Origin of the sequence: Mycobacterium asiaticum, from assembly GCF_001673635.1 — a bacterium.
Lineage (GTDB): Bacteria > Actinomycetota > Actinomycetes > Mycobacteriales > Mycobacteriaceae > Mycobacterium > Mycobacterium asiaticum_C.
Genome location: NZ_LZMH01000084.1, coordinates 21,832 through 37,468, shown reverse-complemented (window position 1 = coordinate 37,468; position 15,637 = coordinate 21,832). Strand labels below are relative to the sequence as shown.

At 68.1% G+C, this 15,637-nt stretch carries 12 protein-coding genes and 2 pseudogenes; 5 read left to right on the top strand and 9 right to left on the bottom strand.

Going from position 1 to position 15,637, the window contains the following annotated elements; genetic code table 11:
• The 3 genes and pseudogenes from A5645_RS29190 to A5645_RS25955 all read left to right on the top strand — a co-directional run.
• Positions 1–765 (top strand): annotated as a pseudogene (locus A5645_RS29190) (hypothetical protein); the annotation flags it as partial.
• A gap of 71 nt (positions 766–836) precedes the next feature.
• The gene (gene uvrB, locus A5645_RS25960) at positions 837–2,993 is read left to right on the top strand and encodes an excinuclease ABC subunit UvrB (RefSeq protein WP_065131547.1); all 2,157 of its coding nucleotides are present in this window, start codon (positions 837–839) and stop codon (positions 2,991–2,993) included.
• Positions 2,990–4,405: an MFS transporter gene (locus tag A5645_RS25955; RefSeq protein ID WP_065131546.1), complete on the top strand. Its 1,416-nt coding sequence runs from the start codon at positions 2,990–2,992 to the stop codon at positions 4,403–4,405. The genes uvrB and A5645_RS25955 overlap by 4 nt, the downstream gene beginning before the upstream one ends.
• On the opposite strand, the gene A5645_RS25950 is transcribed toward A5645_RS25955, so the two are convergent.
• Together A5645_RS25950 and A5645_RS25945 are read right to left on the bottom strand one after the other, a co-directional pair.
• Positions 4,402–5,121: an MgtC/SapB family protein gene (locus tag A5645_RS25950; RefSeq protein ID WP_065036547.1), complete on the bottom strand. Its 720-nt coding sequence runs from the start codon at positions 5,119–5,121 to the stop codon at positions 4,402–4,404. The two genes, A5645_RS25955 and A5645_RS25950, sit on opposite strands and share 4 nt — an antisense overlap.
• Positions 5,122–5,131: 10 nt before the next feature.
• A complete protein-coding gene (locus tag A5645_RS25945) occupies positions 5,132–6,703 on the bottom strand; it encodes a mannosyltransferase (RefSeq protein WP_065131545.1) in 1,572 nt (523 codons plus the stop codon).
• Between the two features lie 188 nt (positions 6,704–6,891).
• On the opposite strand from A5645_RS25945, the gene A5645_RS25940 reads away from it, so the two are divergent.
• Positions 6,892–7,332 (top strand): universal stress protein, encoded by a 441-nt coding sequence (locus tag A5645_RS25940; RefSeq protein ID WP_065036545.1) that lies wholly within the window; start codon positions 6,892–6,894, stop codon positions 7,330–7,332.
• 3 nt (positions 7,333–7,335) lie between these two features.
• On the opposite strand, the gene A5645_RS25935 is transcribed toward A5645_RS25940, so the two are convergent.
• Positions 7,336–8,013, bottom strand: a complete 678-nt coding sequence (locus A5645_RS25935; RefSeq protein WP_065131544.1) for an MBL fold metallo-hydrolase — start codon at positions 8,011–8,013, stop codon at positions 7,336–7,338.
• Between the two features lie 97 nt (positions 8,014–8,110).
• Here A5645_RS25935 and uvrA point away from each other — a divergent pair, with 97 nt between their 5' ends.
• A complete protein-coding gene (gene uvrA / locus A5645_RS25930; RefSeq protein ID WP_065131543.1) occupies positions 8,111–11,032 on the top strand; it encodes an excinuclease ABC subunit UvrA in 2,922 nt (973 codons plus the stop codon).
• On the opposite strand, the gene A5645_RS25925 is transcribed toward uvrA, so the two are convergent.
• The 6 genes and pseudogenes from A5645_RS25925 to A5645_RS25905 all read right to left on the bottom strand — a co-directional run bounded on the left by A5645_RS25925 (position 11,022) and on the right by A5645_RS25905 (position 15,583).
• Positions 11,022–11,981 (bottom strand): DMT family transporter, encoded by a 960-nt coding sequence (locus A5645_RS25925; RefSeq protein WP_065131542.1) that lies wholly within the window; start codon positions 11,979–11,981, stop codon positions 11,022–11,024. The two genes, uvrA and A5645_RS25925, sit on opposite strands and share 11 nt — an antisense overlap.
• 5 nt (positions 11,982–11,986) lie before the next feature.
• The gene (locus A5645_RS25920; protein WP_065131541.1) at positions 11,987–13,156 is read right to left on the bottom strand and encodes a winged helix DNA-binding domain-containing protein; all 1,170 of its coding nucleotides are present in this window, start codon (positions 13,154–13,156) and stop codon (positions 11,987–11,989) included.
• Positions 13,157–13,254: 98 nt separating this feature from the next.
• Positions 13,255–13,362 (bottom strand): annotated as a pseudogene (locus A5645_RS28955) (hypothetical protein); the annotation flags it as partial.
• Positions 13,355–13,681 carry a hypothetical protein gene (locus A5645_RS29340; RefSeq protein ID WP_081288572.1) on the bottom strand — a complete coding sequence of 109 codons (327 nt, stop codon included), beginning with the start codon at positions 13,679–13,681 and terminating at the stop codon, positions 13,355–13,357. The pseudogene A5645_RS28955 and the gene A5645_RS29340, both read right to left, overlap by 8 nt.
• A 9-nt stretch (positions 13,682–13,690) precedes the next feature.
• Positions 13,691–14,128, bottom strand: a complete 438-nt coding sequence (locus tag A5645_RS25910; protein WP_065036539.1) for a DUF6653 family protein — start codon at positions 14,126–14,128, stop codon at positions 13,691–13,693.
• Between the two features lie 6 nt (positions 14,129–14,134).
• Positions 14,135–15,583 (bottom strand): alpha/beta hydrolase, encoded by a 1,449-nt coding sequence (locus A5645_RS25905; protein ID WP_065131540.1) that lies wholly within the window; start codon positions 15,581–15,583, stop codon positions 14,135–14,137.
• Positions 15,584–15,637 lie beyond the last annotated feature (54 nt).

The window sequence follows — 15,637 nt, the reverse complement described above, 5'->3', positions numbered from 1 at the left end:
GTCCGGCAGCCGTTCGATCAGCCAGGCGGTGGTCGCGGACTTACCGGTGCCGGCGGTTCGGGCGGTGACGGTGGTGATATCGCCATGGGCTCGGACATGACGGGCAAGGGCGGTGCCGGCGGGGCAGGCGCACAGGGCGGCGCCGCCGGCCTGATAGGCAACGGCGGTGCTGGCGGTGGTGGTGGCAACGGCGGACGCGGCGGGGTCACTTATGGGAACGCTCCCGGCGGAACCGGTGGCAACGGCGGAGCCGGAGGCGCCGGTGGCACCGGTGGAATCCTGTCTGGCGACGGCGGTGCCGGCGGGACAGGCGGTGACGGCGGAACCGGAGGCATATCGTATAACGGCCCCGACGGTGGCATCGGTGGGAACGGCGGAGCCGGCGCAAGAGGAGGAGCCACCGGACTGATCGGCAACGGCGGAAGCGGAGGTGCCGGCGGTAACGGCGGCAAGGGTGGTCTGAGTACGAATAACACGGGCGGCGCCGGCGGCGACGGTGGGGCGGGTGCCTCCGGTGGTGGCGGCGGATCCCTCTATGGCAACGGAGGCGGCGGCGGTGCGGGCGGCGCCGGCGGCGGCGGCGGTACGGGCGGCACCGCGCCAGGCAACCAGGGCGTCAGCAAAGACGGTGGTAACGGCGGCAACGCCCAACTCATCGGTGACGGCGGTGACGGCGGCGCCGGCGGTGGTAGCGGCGCGGTTGGCGGCATTGGCGGACGGGGCGGCACCCTGGTCGGGAAAGCCGGAGCCAACGGCCCGTCGTAACTCGCTGCACCATAGGTGCCCGGCAAGCTCGAGGAATAAAGGCTGTCGGTGCCTGGCTTTACCCTGGTGCTATGGCTTTTGCCACCGAACACCCAGTAATCGCCCACTCTGAATACCGCGCCGTCGACGAACTCGTCCGCACCGGCGCGCGCTTCGAGGTGGTCAGCCCACACCAGCCCGCGGGTGACCAGCCGGCCGCCATCGACGAGCTGGAGCGCCGCATCAAAGCGGGAGAGCACGACGTGGTGCTGCTCGGCGCCACCGGCACCGGTAAGTCCGCGACCACCGCCTGGCTGATCGAACGGCTGCAACGCCCCACCCTGGTGATGGCGCCGAATAAAACGCTGGCCGCCCAGCTGGCCAACGAGTTGCGAGAGATGCTGCCGCACAACGCGGTTGAATACTTCGTCTCCTACTACGACTACTACCAGCCCGAGGCCTACATCGCGCAGACCGACACCTACATCGAGAAGGACAGCTCGATCAACGACGATGTCGAGCGCTTGCGGCACTCCGCGACGTCGTCGCTGCTGTCCCGCCGCGACGTGGTGGTGGTGGCCTCGGTGTCCTGCATCTACGGCCTGGGCACGCCGCAGTCCTACCTGGACCGCTCAGTGGAGCTGCAGGTCGGGCTCGAGGTGCCCCGCGACGCGTTGCTGCGCTTGCTCGTCGACGTGCAGTACACCCGCAACGACCTGTCGTTCACCCGCGGGTCATTCCGGGTGCGGGGCGACACCGTCGAGATCATCCCTTCGTACGAAGAGCTTGCGGTCCGCATCGAGTTCTTCGGCGACGAGATCGAGGCCCTGTACTACCTGCACCCGCTGACCGGCGAGGTGATCCGCCAGGTCGACTCGCTGCGGATCTTCCCGGCCACCCATTACGTTGCCGGTCCCGAGCGGATGGCGCAGGCGATCTCCACCATCGAGCAGGAACTCGCCGAGCGCCTGGCCGAACTCGAAGGCCAGGGCAAGTTGCTGGAGGCCCAGCGGTTGCGGATGCGCACCAACTACGACATCGAGATGATGCGGCAGGTCGGCTTCTGTTCCGGCATCGAGAACTACTCCCGCCACATCGACGGCCGGCCGGCCGGGTCGGCTCCCGCGACGCTGCTGGACTACTTTCCGGAAGACTTCCTGCTGGTCATCGACGAATCGCATGTCACGGTCCCGCAGATCGGCGGGATGTTCGAGGGCGACATGTCGCGCAAACGCAACCTGGTCGAGTACGGGTTCCGGCTGCCCTCGGCGGTCGACAACCGGCCGCTGACCTGGGAGGAGTTTGCCGACCGGATCGGGCAGACGGTCTACCTGTCCGCCACCCCGGGGCCGTACGAGCTCAGCCAGACCGGCGGTGAGTTCGTCGAGCAGGTCATTAGGCCGACGGGGCTGGTGGACCCGAAGGTCGTGGTCAAGCCAACGAAGGGGCAGATCGACGACCTGATCGGGGAGATCCGCAAGCGCACCGAGGCCGACGAGCGGGTCCTGGTGACGACGCTGACCAAGAAGATGGCCGAAGACCTCACCGACTATCTGCTGGAGATGGGCATCCGTGTCCGGTACCTGCACTCCGAGGTCGACACACTGCGCCGCGTCGAGCTGCTGCGCCAGCTGCGGCTCGGTGAATACGACGTGCTGGTCGGCATCAACCTGCTGCGGGAGGGTCTGGACTTACCTGAGGTGTCGTTGGTGGCGATCCTCGACGCGGACAAAGAAGGCTTTCTGCGGTCCACCCGCAGCCTCATCCAGACCATCGGCCGCGCCGCCCGCAACGTGTCCGGTGAGGTGCATATGTACGCCGACAAGATCACCGACTCGATGAAGGAAGCGATCGACGAGACCGAACGGCGCCGCGCCAAGCAGATTGCCTACAACGAGGCCAACGGCATCGACCCGCAACCGCTGCGCAAGAAGATCGCCGACATCCTCGACCAGGTCTACCGCGAGGCCGACGACACTGACGTCGAGATCGGCGGATCGGGGCGCAACGCGTCCCGCGGCCGGCGCGCCCAGGGTGAACCCGGCCGCGCGGTCAGCGCCGGCGTGATCGAGGGTCGCGACACGTCGAACATGCCGCGCGCTGAACTCGCCGACCTGATCAAGGACCTGACCGCGCAGATGATGGCCGCCGCCCGCGACCTGCAGTTCGAGCTAGCCGCAAGGTTCCGCGACGAGATCGCCGACCTGAAGAAAGAGCTGCGCGGGATGGATGCCGCCGGCCTGAAGTGACGGAAACAACGCAACAGACCGGCAGCTGGCGCGAACTGCTCGGCCAACACCTGGGCACCTCGACGGTGCTGGCGGGCGGCGTCGCGATGTACGCCACGAACGAGTTCCTCACCGTCAGCCTGCTGCCCAGCACCATCAAAGAGATCGGCGGCGGCCGCCTCTATGCCTGGGTGGTCACCCTGTACCTGGTCGGATCGGTCGTCGCCGCCACCACCGTCAACCCGGTCCTGCGCCGCTTCGGGCCGCGCACGTCGTTCCTGATGGCACTGGCCCTGTTCGGCATGGCCAGCCTGGTTTGTGCCGCCGCTCCGAGCATGGAAGTGCTGATCGCGGGCCGCACCCTGCAGGGCGTGGCCGGCGGCACGCTGGCCGGCCTGGGCTACGCGCTGATCAACTCCGCGCTGCCGCGCTCGCTGTGGACCCGCGGTTCGGCCCTGGTGTCGGCGATGTGGGGTGTCGCCACGGTGATCGGGCCGGCGATGGGTGGGCTGTTCGCGCAATTCGGGTTGTGGCGCTGGGCATTCGGCGCGATGGCGCTGCTAACGGTGTTGATGGCCATCCTGGTTCCGGTCGTCCTGCGCGGCGACGGCGGCGCGGGGCGCCAACAGCAACCGCTTGCCGACCTCAAGGTGCCGGTGTGGTCGCTGCTGTTGATCGGGGCGGCAGCGCTGGCGGTCAGTGTCGCGCAACTTCCGCGCCACGCCTGGGTGATCGCCGCGCTGCTCGGCGTTGGCGTCCTGCTGATCGGCGCCTTCGTGCTGGTCGACCGGCGGGGCCGCGCAGCGGTGTTGCCGCCCAGCGTGTTCGGGTCGGGCCCGTTGAAATGGATCTACCTGACGATGGCCGTGCTGATGATGGCGGTGATGATCGACACCTACGTGCCGCTGTTCGGCCAGCGGTTGGGACACCTCACCCCGGTCGCGGCAGGCTTCTTGGGCGCATCGCTGGCGATCGGCTGGACGGTCAGCGAGATCGTCAGCGCGTCATTGAGCAATCCCCGCACTATCGGCACCGTCGTGCTGGCCGCACCCCTGGTAATGGCGGCCGGTCTGGCGATCGGCGCCGTCACCCAGCGAGCGGATGCGTCGATCGGTCTGGTCGCGGTTTGGGCGCTGTCGCTGCTGGTGGCTGGGACCGGCATCGGGATGGCGTGGCCGCACCTGTCGGCGCGCGCCATGGACTCGGTCGACGACCCAGCCGAAAGCGGGGCCGCAGCCGCGGCGATCAATACGGTGCAACTGATCTCGGCGGCGTTCGGGGCGGGAGTGGCCGGCGTCGTCGTCAACACCGCCACCGGCGGCGACGTCATCGAAGCGCGCTGGCTCTACACGGCCTTCACCGGGCTGGCCGCGATCGGCATCATCGCCTCCCACCTGGCTACCCGCCGTGACCGCCAGGCAACAAGCGCCTAATCCGGCTCGTCGTCGGCTTTGAGTACCGCAGCGACGCCGTCGACGCCGGCCAGCACCTGGGTCGCGTTGGCAATCCGGTTGCCGGACAACGTCATCGTCACCCCGACCTGACCGCTGTCGAGGTCGTGCGCATCGGCGTCGAGCTCGGTGAGTAGCCACTTGCGTTGCCCACAGACCTGCAGCAGCTGTCGCAGCACTCCCCGGCTGTCCTCGTAGATCACGTGCAATCGGACGGTTCCACGCATCCGGGCCGCGATCTGCCGCTCAACCCCGTTGAAGGCCAGGGCACTGACGAAGTGCAGGGCCACCACCGTGACAGCGAGCAACAGCAGACCCGCGCCGGCGGCCATCCCGATTGCGGCCGATTCCCACACCGCCGCGGCCGTGGTGAGCCCGTGCACCGCGCCGCGTCGGGTGATGATGATCCCGGCGCCGAGAAAGCCGATGCCCGAGACTATTTGGGCCGCGACGCGGGATGGGTCGAGCACCACCGCGCCAGGTGCCAGCACGTCCCCGAAGCCGTACTTGCTGACAAGCAGGATCAACGCGGCCGAGGTGCCGACAATGGTCTGGGTGCGCAACCCCGCGCTTTTGCCCTGGATGGTGCGCTCGAAACCGATCAGCGCGGTCAGCCCGAACGCGGCCAGCAGCTCGACGATGTGGCGGCTGCTCTGTGCGGTGCCGCCGAACAGCGGGTCGGCCAGCAAGGTCTGCATGGTTGCCAAGCTAGCGCGTCGACTTGACCACCTGGGAGTAGTGGAACTGCCAGCGCTCGACGATGCGGAAGCCCAGGTAGCTCGGGAACTGGTAGACGGGCGTCCGGCCGAACGCTGTACCCGGTGAAAGCGACTGTCCCACTTGATGATCCGGCAGCGAGGTGTCCCGGTTCGTGATCGTCCACAACGCCGGACACTTGTTGATCTTGGCTGTGGTCAACCACACCGCGACGTGGCCGTCCCACAGCGCGCCGACCTTCGGGCCGTAGAAGCCACGCTCCACGTCGATCAGCGACCGGAACGCGGCCGGCCGGGTAGCCAGCAGCGCCCGGATCGGGCCGGGCCGCCACGGCACCGTGTTGTCCACCAGCAGGCAGTCGCCGGGAGCGGCGTGGGAGCTGATGACGTCGGCGACCTGGCTGTAGTCCCAGCCCTCCTTGGCGTACGGCCCACGCTGGGTGAACAGGTAATTCGGGAACGCGGCGGCGGCCAGCACGATCACCAGTGCCACCACCTGCCACCGCTTACGGGCGATGGCGACGATGCAGATCGCCAGGATGACCGCCGCGGCCGGCGCGGTGTAGATCAGATAGCGCGGGTAGTAGATCGGCTCGCCGAGGACCGAATAAATCAGCACGGCGGCCGTCGGCAGCACCACCCACAGCCCACTGACCGCCAGCAACCGGCCCGCGCCGTCTTCGTGCCGTGACCGCCCGGCCAGCCGCACCCCGATGGCGGCCAGCACCAGCACGCCGGACGCGATCGCGAACGCGACGCTGTAGTCGAAGTACTGCCGGTGCACGACGTCGAGGAACAGGTTCCGGTTGAGTCCGTTGATCCAGCCGACCTGCCAGACCTGCTTGTGTGCGAACAGCATGAACGGCGTCATCGCCCCCAGGGCGACGGCCGAAGTCACCGCCAACCAGATGGCCGGCCACTTGCGCGGCCGCGAGCCGGCCGCCAACGGCAGAATCGCGGCGTAGACCAGCACCAGCAGCACGGTGTTGATGCTGACCAGAATCGACACCATCAACACCAGCGCGTAGGACACCCACAACCGCACTTGGTTGCGCCGTACCGCGGCCACCAGCAGCACGGTCAGCCAGGCCGCCACCGCGACCGTCAGGGCCGAGGAGCGTGCTTCGATACCCGCCCAGGTCACCCGCGGCAGGATGGCGAACACGACTCCCGCGCACAGAGCGGTTGTGCGCCCGCAGAACTGCTTGGCAAACACCACCACTCCGGCCGCCGCGGCGCCGACGGCAAGAGCGCTGGGCACCCGCGACCAGAACTCCGTCGGCGGAAATATGGCGAACCAGCCGTGCATCAGCAGGTAGTACAGGCCGTGGACGGCGTCGATGTGGCCCAGCAACTTCCACAGCTCGGGCAACGTCCGGCTGGCCGCCGCGGAGATGGTGGCGCCCTCGTCGAACCACAGTGAAGGCCTGCTGGCCCACGCGCCGCTGATTATCGCGGTCAGCACGCCCACTGCCCAGGGATCGGCGAATCGGCCCCTGACACGAGTTGACGGCGCCGGTTCGGCGTCGTCAGCCAGGGGATTCTCGACGATCGTGACAGACATGATGGTTGTTAACTTTATGTGCAGTAGGCCGATTCGCGCGGCCGACCGCCAGTTCGGGATCGCCCGGACGTGACCGGGGCTGCTTTGGCGTGGCAGCGTGAGGGCTGCCACGCCGCAAATCTCTCCCATCTATGTCCAGCAACGCGATACTGTCTTGGGTTGGCGGAAACCGACACCTGGGAGGGTAAATGAGCGCCTATCAAACCGTAGTCGTAGGGACCGACGGCTCGGATTCGTCGATGCGCGCGGTAGACAGGGCAGCCAGGATTGCGGGAGAGGACGCAAAGTTGATCATCGCGTCGGCGTATCTGCCTCAGCACGAGGACGCCCGCGCCGTCGATGCGCTCAAGAGCGAAAGCTACAAGGTGACCGGTACCGCCCCGATTTACGAGATCCTCCAGGACGCCAAGGAGCGGGCGCACCTCGCCGGCGCGAAGAACGTCGACGAGCGCGCGATCGAAGGCGCCCCGGTGGACGCGCTGGTTCACCTGGCCGAGTCCGAGAATGCCGATCTGCTGGTGGTCGGCAACGTCGGCCTGAGCACGATTGCGGGACGCCTATTGGGTTCGGTTCCGGCCAACGTCTCGCGCAAGGCGAAGGTCGACGTGCTGATCGTTCACACGACCTAGCGATTACCAGCCGCGCTCGCGCCACTCGGCCAGGTGCGGGCGTTCGGCGCCCAGCTCCGTGTCATCGCCGTGGCCGGGGTAGATCACGGTGGAGTCGGCGTACACGTCGAATACCCGGGTGGTGACATCGCCCAGCAGCTGCTCGAAATCGCCTGGCTGCCAAGTCTTGCCGACGCCCCCCGGGAACAGGCAGTCGCCGGTGAACAGGTGGGTCACCCCGCCCGTCTTCGGGCCGTCAAGGGCCAGCGCGACCGAACCCGGGGTGTGGCCCCGTAGATGCAGCACGTCGAAGATCAGCTCGCCGATCTGCACCGTGTCTCCGTGGGCCAGCAAACGATCCGGCTTGACCGGCAGCGGCTCGGCGTCGATCTCGTGGCTTGCCGTCGGCGCCCCGGTCGCTTCGGCAACCGCCTGCAGCGCCTGCCAGTGGTCAAAATGCTGGTGGCTGGTCACGATCAGCGACAGCTTCGGCGCGTAGCGGTCGATCAGGTCGAGCAGGACTTCGGCGTCATTGGCGGCGTCGATCAGCAGCGTCTCCCCGGTCCCGGAACATGTCACCAGGTAGGCGTTGTTGTCCATGGGGCCTACCGACGCCTTGAGGATCGTGGCGCCGGGCAGCGTGCGCAGCGCGGCCGTGCCCGGTTCGACGTGTCCGGTGTAGTTATCGCTCACAGCGGTCATACGGGTCACGTTACTGTCCGCGGACGACTTGTCGGTATGGGCACATAGCATGGGGAGAAGCTCTGTCTGTGAGGGAAAAACCGGTGAAAGGGAGTGCGTGGCTGACCGCCTGATTGTCAAAGGCGCGCGCGAGCATAACTTGCGTGGCGTCGACCTCGACCTACCCCGTGACGCCCTGATCGTGTTCACCGGACTGTCCGGCTCGGGTAAGTCCTCGCTGGCGTTCGACACGATCTTCGCCGAAGGTCAACGCCGCTACGTCGAGTCGCTGTCGGCGTATGCGCGCCAGTTCCTGGGCCAGATGGACAAGCCGGACGTCGACTTCATCGAGGGATTGTCCCCGGCGGTGTCCATCGACCAGAAGTCGACCAACCGCAATCCCCGGTCCACGGTCGGCACCATCACCGAGGTGTACGACTACCTGCGGCTGCTGTATGCGCGCGCCGGTACCCCGCACTGCCCGATCTGTGGCGAGCGGATCGCCCGTCAGACACCGCAGCAAATCGTCGATCAGGTGCTGGCGATGGACGAGGGCATTCGGTTCCTGGTGCTCGCGCCGGTGGTGCGCACCCGCAAGGGCGAGTTCGCCGACCTCTTCGACAAGTTGAACGCCCAGGGTTACAGCCGCGTCCGCGTTGACGGCGTGGTGTATCCGCTGACCGAGCCGCCCAAGCTGAAAAAGCAGGAGAAGCACGACATCGAGGTGGTGGTGGACCGCCTGACGGTCAAGGCCACCGCCAAGCAGCGGCTCACCGACTCGGTGGAGACGGCGCTGAACCTCGCCGACGGCATCGTGGTCCTGGAGTTTCCCGATGACCGCGACGAGCATGACCATCCCCGTGAGCAGCGCTTCTCGGAGAAGCTGGCCTGCCCCAACGGGCACGCGCTGGCCGTCGACGACCTGGAACCGCGGTCGTTCTCGTTCAACTCGCCCTACGGCGCATGCCCGGAATGTGTCGGCCTGGGCATCCGCAAGGAGGTCGACCCGGACCTGGTGGTGCCCGACCCGGACCTGACGCTGGCCGAGGGGGCGGTGGCGCCCTGGTCGACGGGGCACACGGCGGAGTACTTCACCCGGATGCTGGCCGGCCTGGGCGACGCGATGGGATTCGACGTCAACACGCCGTGGCGCAAGCTGCCGGCAAAGGCGCGCAAGGCGATCCTCGAGGGCTGCGACGAGCAGGTGCACGTCCGCTACCGCAACAGGTACGGGCGCACCCGCTCCTACTACGCCGATTTCGAGGGTGTGCTGGCCTTCCTGCAGCGCAAGATGGCCCAGACCGAGTCCGAGCAGATGAAGGAACGCTACGAGGGCTTCATGCGGGATGTCCCGTGCCCGGTTTGCGATGGCACCCGGCTCAAGCCGGAGATCCTGGCGGTCAGCCTCGCGGCGGGGGAGCACGGCCCCAAATCCATCGCCGAGGTGTGCGACCTGTCGATCGCCGACTGCGCCGACTTCCTCAACGCACTCACCCTCGGGACCCGCGAGAAGGCGATCGCCGGGCAGGTGCTCAAGGAGATCCAGTCTCGGCTGGGATTCCTGCTCGACGTGGGCCTGGAATACCTGTCCCTGTCCCGCGCCGCGGCCACGCTGTCCGGCGGTGAGGCCCAGCGCATCCGGCTGGCGACGCAGATCGGCTCCGGCCTGGTGGGTGTGTTGTACGTGCTGGACGAGCCATCCATCGGGCTGCACCAGCGCGACAACCGCCGGCTGATCGAAACCCTTACGCGCCTGAAGAATCTGGGCAACACGCTAATCGTCGTCGAGCACGACGAGGACACCATCGAGCACGCCGACTGGATCGTCGACATCGGCCCGCGGGCCGGCGAGCACGGCGGCCGCATCGTGCACAGCGGCACCTACAGCGAGTTGCTGACCAACCAGGAGTCGATCACCGGCGCGTACCTGTCCGGCCGGGAAAGCATCGAGATGCCGGCGCTGCGGCGCCCGGTGGACTCGCGACGCCAACTGACCGTGGTCGGCGCCCGGGAACACAACCTGCGCGGCATCGATGTGTCCTTCCCGCTGGGGGTTCTCACCTCGGTCACCGGGGTCTCCGGATCCGGCAAGTCGACGCTGGTCAACGACATCCTGGCCGCGGTGCTGGCGAACAAGCTCAACGGCGCCCGTCAGGTGCCCGGCCGGCACACCCGGGTCACCGGGCTTGACCACCTGGACAAGCTGGTGCGGGTCGACCAGTCGCCGATCGGCCGCACCCCGCGGTCCAACCCGGCCACCTACACCGGGGTGTTCGACAAGATCCGCACGCTGTTCGCGGCCACCACCGAGGCCAAGGTGCGTGGCTACCAGCCCGGCCGATTCTCGTTCAACGTCAAGGGCGGTCGCTGCGAGGCGTGCACCGGCGACGGCACCATCAAGATCGAGATGAACTTCCTGCCCGACGTGTACGTCCCCTGCGAGGTGTGCCAGGGCGCCCGGTACAACCGAGAAACACTCGAGGTGCACTACAAGGGCAAGACCATCTCCGAAGTGCTGGACATGTCCATCGAGGATGCGGCGGAGTTCTTCGAGCCGATCTCCGGCATTCACCGCTATCTGCGCACACTGGTCGATGTCGGTCTGGGTTATGTGCGGCTGGGCCAGCCCGCGCCGACGCTCTCCGGTGGCGAGGCGCAGCGCGTGAAGCTGGCGTCCGAATTGCAGAAGCGTTCCACCGGCCGCACCATCTACATCCTCGACGAGCCGACCACGGGACTGCACTTCGACGACATCCGCAAGCTGCTCAAGGTCATCAGCGGCCTGGTCGACAAAGGCAACACGGTGATCGTGATCGAGCACAACCTGGACGTGATCAAGACGTCGGACTGGATCGTCGACATGGGTCCTGAGGGCGGCGCCGGCGGCGGAACCGTTGTCGCGCAAGGCACTCCGGAGGACATCGCCGCGGTGCCGGAGAGCTACACCGGCAAGTTCCTGGCCGAGGTGCTGACACCCACCCCACCGCGGGCGGGCAATTCCCGGCGGTCCACCACCAAGCGGCGCAAAGTCAGCGCCTGAGCGCCGGTCCCGTCGCGGGCGACGGGTCGGACTCGCCTGGGTCGCGCCCGCTGTGGGCGGCCTCCTCCGTGTGGGCGCCTTCGCCGCGTCCGAGCGCGATCGTGGCGGCCACCATGGCTACGACCGCCGCCGGCAGCACCATCACGCCCATACCTCGCGCGGTCAGCTGCTCACCCAGCACGACGACACCGAGCAGCACCGCGACCAGCGGCTCGCCGACCAGCATCACCGGTACCGACGCCTGCAGGGCTCCCGCCTGAAAAGCCCACTGCTGCAACACCGTGACCCCGACAGCCAACAGCACCAGCAGGTACAGCGCGGGCAGGCTGAACAGCCCGTGCCAGCCGCCGACCGCGAAGCGGTGGGTGCACATTTTGGTCAGCACCGCGATCATTCCGAGCATGACGGCCACCGCGCCGCCGAGCGACATCGCACGCACCCGATCGGTGGTGCGGCGAGCTAACAGCACGCAGAGCACCACCACCAGCGCCGCGCCGGTGATTGACAGCGCCCAGGTCAGCGTCGCCGGCCGGTAATCGCCTTCCTGCGGCTGGCCCACTAGCACGAAGATCGCCAGAGCGGCCGTGAGCAACAGCGCCCAGGCCCATTCGAATACGCTCACCCGGCTACCGCACCGCCAGGCGCTGAGCGGCAGCACGAACAACAGCGAGGAAACCAACAGCGGCTGCACCAGCAGCAGCGATCCGTGCGCCAGGGCCACGGCCTGGAATACGTAACCGGAGACCGCCGCGGCCGTACCCGACCACCACAGCCGGTCGCGCAGCACGGCGGAGATGACCGCGCCGGACATTTCCCTGACGAGAGCGGGACCCTGTAGTGCGGCCTGCCGAACAACGATCCCGACGGCCGCGGCCAACGCCGCGAGCAGAGCCGCGCCGATCGCCACGGCATGCGTGGTCAGCCAATCCATGGCGGCTGCATACCCCATGGCGATCAACCCGACGCCACCGACTTGGACAACGGCGAGGGGAAGCGCGGGCTGATCCTGACCCCGCCGAGCCAGGCGGTGAGTTCGTCGGCGCGTTGCTGTAGCGCTCGGCGCGCGTCGCTACCCGGGTCTTCCAGCAGCTGGAGCCGGACTCGGGCGTCGTCATCCTGGCACCAGCCGCCGACCACGCGCCCGTTCCACCATGCGGTGGGACCGGCGTTGCCGTTGTTGTCGAAGACCTGGCCGCGATGCTCTCCCAGATACCAGTCGCGGTCCGACCAACCCATGGTGGTGGGATCCAGGCCGGGCAACAGTGCACACCACGGCGGCCCTTCGGGTTCGACGCCGAGGTCGTCAGCCAGCGCATAGCCGGGGCCGCCGTGCAGGTCCACCTCCACAGCACCGACAGCGGCAAGCGCCGCCCGCAGCGCGGTGAGGGTGGTGCCGAACCACCACCGGATGTCCGCCTCGCTGGCCGGGCCGAACGTCTTCAGCCACCGCCGGGTCAATTCGGCCCGAGCCGCCGCCTCGGGTACCAGCGCGCCCTTCGCCGGCAGCCAGTCCTCGACGGCGCTCCACCGCGGGCGTGACGTGGTCCAGCGGCCGTCGTTGGGGCCCCGCACGATCCGGCCTTGTGCCGACAGCACCGTCAGCACCCGCGGCGCGACGGGAACCGCACCGCCCCAACGCTTTCCGGGTGCCGGATCATAGCTGCCAGCCAGCTCGGGCAGTGCGGCCCGCAGTTCGGTGCTGCTGGCCGGGCCGTGCTCGACGAGGTGGTGTAACACCGCCGCGCCGGCTCGCTCCAGCCAGCTCGCGCCCTCGACGGTCACTCCGGCCTTGGCCAGGTCGGCGATCAGCCGGCGTTCCTCGTTCTCGGCCACGCGATCGCTGGCCGCCGATTGCACCAGTGCCAGGTCCTCGGTGTTGAGCACCCACAACGTCCGCCGCATCGCCAGATGCTTCACCGCGGAACGCTTTTGGTACAGCAGCCGGTCCAGATCGGCGATGTCGAATCCGCGGCACCGTCCCCACAGGGACAGGTACGGCGTGGCGGGGTCGGTGGCGTGCAGCCCGACCAGGGCACCGGTGACTCGGGTGACTGAACCCGATGTGCACAGAAAGTGCCTTCGCGCCAAACGGTTTCGACGCTCCGCAATACTGAACTTGCGCATGATCAGCGCCTGCCTCTGGTCTCTTGGGACGTCATTCGGCTGGTCATTTGGGCACCTTTGCGGCGATGGTCTCGGCGACCTTGCCGGTTTGGTCAATGGTTCCGGGCGCGCACACGTTGACCCATTCCGCCTCGGCCCAATAATCGTCGCAGCTGGTAGGGCCCGAACTGCATGCCCGCCCGAGAAGTCGGCACGGTGTCACTCATCGGTGCGCATCGACTCCCGGATTTGCGCCAAACGCTCGGCGGCCGCGCGCTGTCGCGCTTCGAATTGTTCCTCGACGGCGCGGCCCTCTTCGGTGTCGGCGGCCAGCTCCTCGGCGCCGATTGCGGCGCCATAGCGAGATTCGATCTTCTCGCGCACCGATTCAAAGGTCGGCACACCACCGCGGTCGTAGGGTTCCTCCCCGCGAGCAGACGCGAAAGCACCAGAATCCGCTGAATTCGAGGCGCTTTCGCGTCTGCTCGCGCCAGGGTCGGGCGCGGGTGGCGGTGTCGCTTCGGACGAAGGCGGTTGGTCGGGCATGTCGCAAGGCTACTGGTGGGGCTCTGTGCCGGGTTGGTGCCGCGCGAGATACCGCACCATCAGCTGCCAGTACAGCATGGTCAGCGCCATTTGCACCGCGACGGAAACGACGGCCGGTTTCAGCTGACGACGCCGTGCCGCGATCGCCGCGCGAAGCGCGATTGCCGAAGTGGCAATGCTGAGCAGCGCGGCGGCATCGCGGGGCCGCTCGGTGATCCACAGTTCCTCGCCGAGCATGGCCCGCGTCGCCCAGGCGTCGAGGTGCTTCGGCTTGCCGAAGACCACCGGATTGACTGCGAACCACATCGCGAGCAGCACAGCGTGGCTGGGGCGTCGGGTCCAGATCGGTATCAGCGTCAGGGGCGTGCTGGCCCACCGGGTCCACGCGCTCCACGGGTGGCAGTGCCGCGCGAAGATCGCGCGGCGGACACCGGCAACTCCGGGCATTCGGGGTTACCGCCCGGCCGCGACGACTTGGGCGGGTGCAGAACCCGCCGGCGCTGGGGGAGTCGGCATGCCCGGCAGCGGAATGCGCGGCGCTGCGGGGGTGCCCAGGTGACCGGCAAGCCATGGCAGCGCCGCGGCGAATGCGCGGTCGGCGAACGGCCAGTCGTGCTTACCGGGCGCGGGCACCACCGCGCAGTCGATGCCGTAGGAGCGGCCCACCGCACACAGGGCGTTGGCCGCAGCGGTCTGGTTGCCGGGGTTGGCCGGCGCGGCACGCCCCGCCAGGCGCATTGCGGCGATGTCGACGATCGGCGGTCCGGCCGAGGAGATCGCGAACCACCCCGCGACGCCGGTGTAGGGGCCATGGCGGGCGATGACGGTGGTCGGGTCATAGCTAGCCCATGCGTCGGCGCTGCCGCCGAACAGCCGGGCGATGGTCTGGGCTTTGTTTCCCGCGTTGGGATACAGGTCGCCGGCAACGTCGACGAACGCGCTGAACAACATGGGGTGCATGACGGTCAGATCCACCGCACAGGTGCCGCCCATCGACCAGCCGACGATGCCCCAGTTCGCTGGCTGCGCGCTCACCCCGAATTTCGAAACAATATAAGGGACAACGTCTTTCGTGAGGTGGTCGGCGGCATTGCCGCGGCGCCCGTTGACGCATTCGGTGTCGACGTTGAAGGCGCCGCCCGAGTCTGCGAACACCAGTACCGGCGCGTTGCCGTCGTGGGTTGCGGCAAAGTCGTCCATCGTCTGGACCGCGTTGCCGGCCCGGGCCCAATCCGCCGGAGTGTTGAACTGGCCGCCGATCATCAGCACGGTCGGCAGCCGCGGTGGCGGATCGCTGGCGAACCAGGCCGGCGGAAGGTACACCAGCTCCCCGCGATGCTTGAAGTGCGAAGCGTCCGACGGGATCACGACGGGCACCACGCTACCGTGCGGCGGCCGCGCCCCCTTGCCGGCCATCGCGACCATCCCGGCGAAAGTGGCCTGGTCGGTCTGGTCGGGCAGCGGGCCGGAGGTGAGCTGGCTCCAGGCGGCCTGCACGGTGGGGAAGTAGCCGACCCACATGTTGAGCGTCAGCGCGGTGCTGAGCAGGCACAGCGGCACCGCCAGCAGGGAAGCTGCGCGACGCCAGCGGCGGGCGCCGCGCCAGCCGATGACCAGCACCGCGGCGGCGATCCCGGCCAGCCCGGTCCAGGCCCACAGCGCACCGGGGGCGGGCTCGTCGGCGAGTCTGGTGACGTACGCGCGCGTCGTGCAGGCCGTCGCGGCGCCGGCAAGCATCGCCACCGGCAGCCGTCGTAGCAGCCAGTTGCGCGGACGCCAGCCGACCGCCAGCGTCAGCGCCGCCGCCGACACCACTTGCACGGTGATCGGCACCCAGCCATGCATCAGCGAGGTGTGACTGAATGCTGATGCGGTCACGCGCTCATTGTCGGTCTTCGGCATCCCACGCGGGATTATGTTTTCGAAAGATTTCCTGTGAGTCGGCTGAATGCGGCG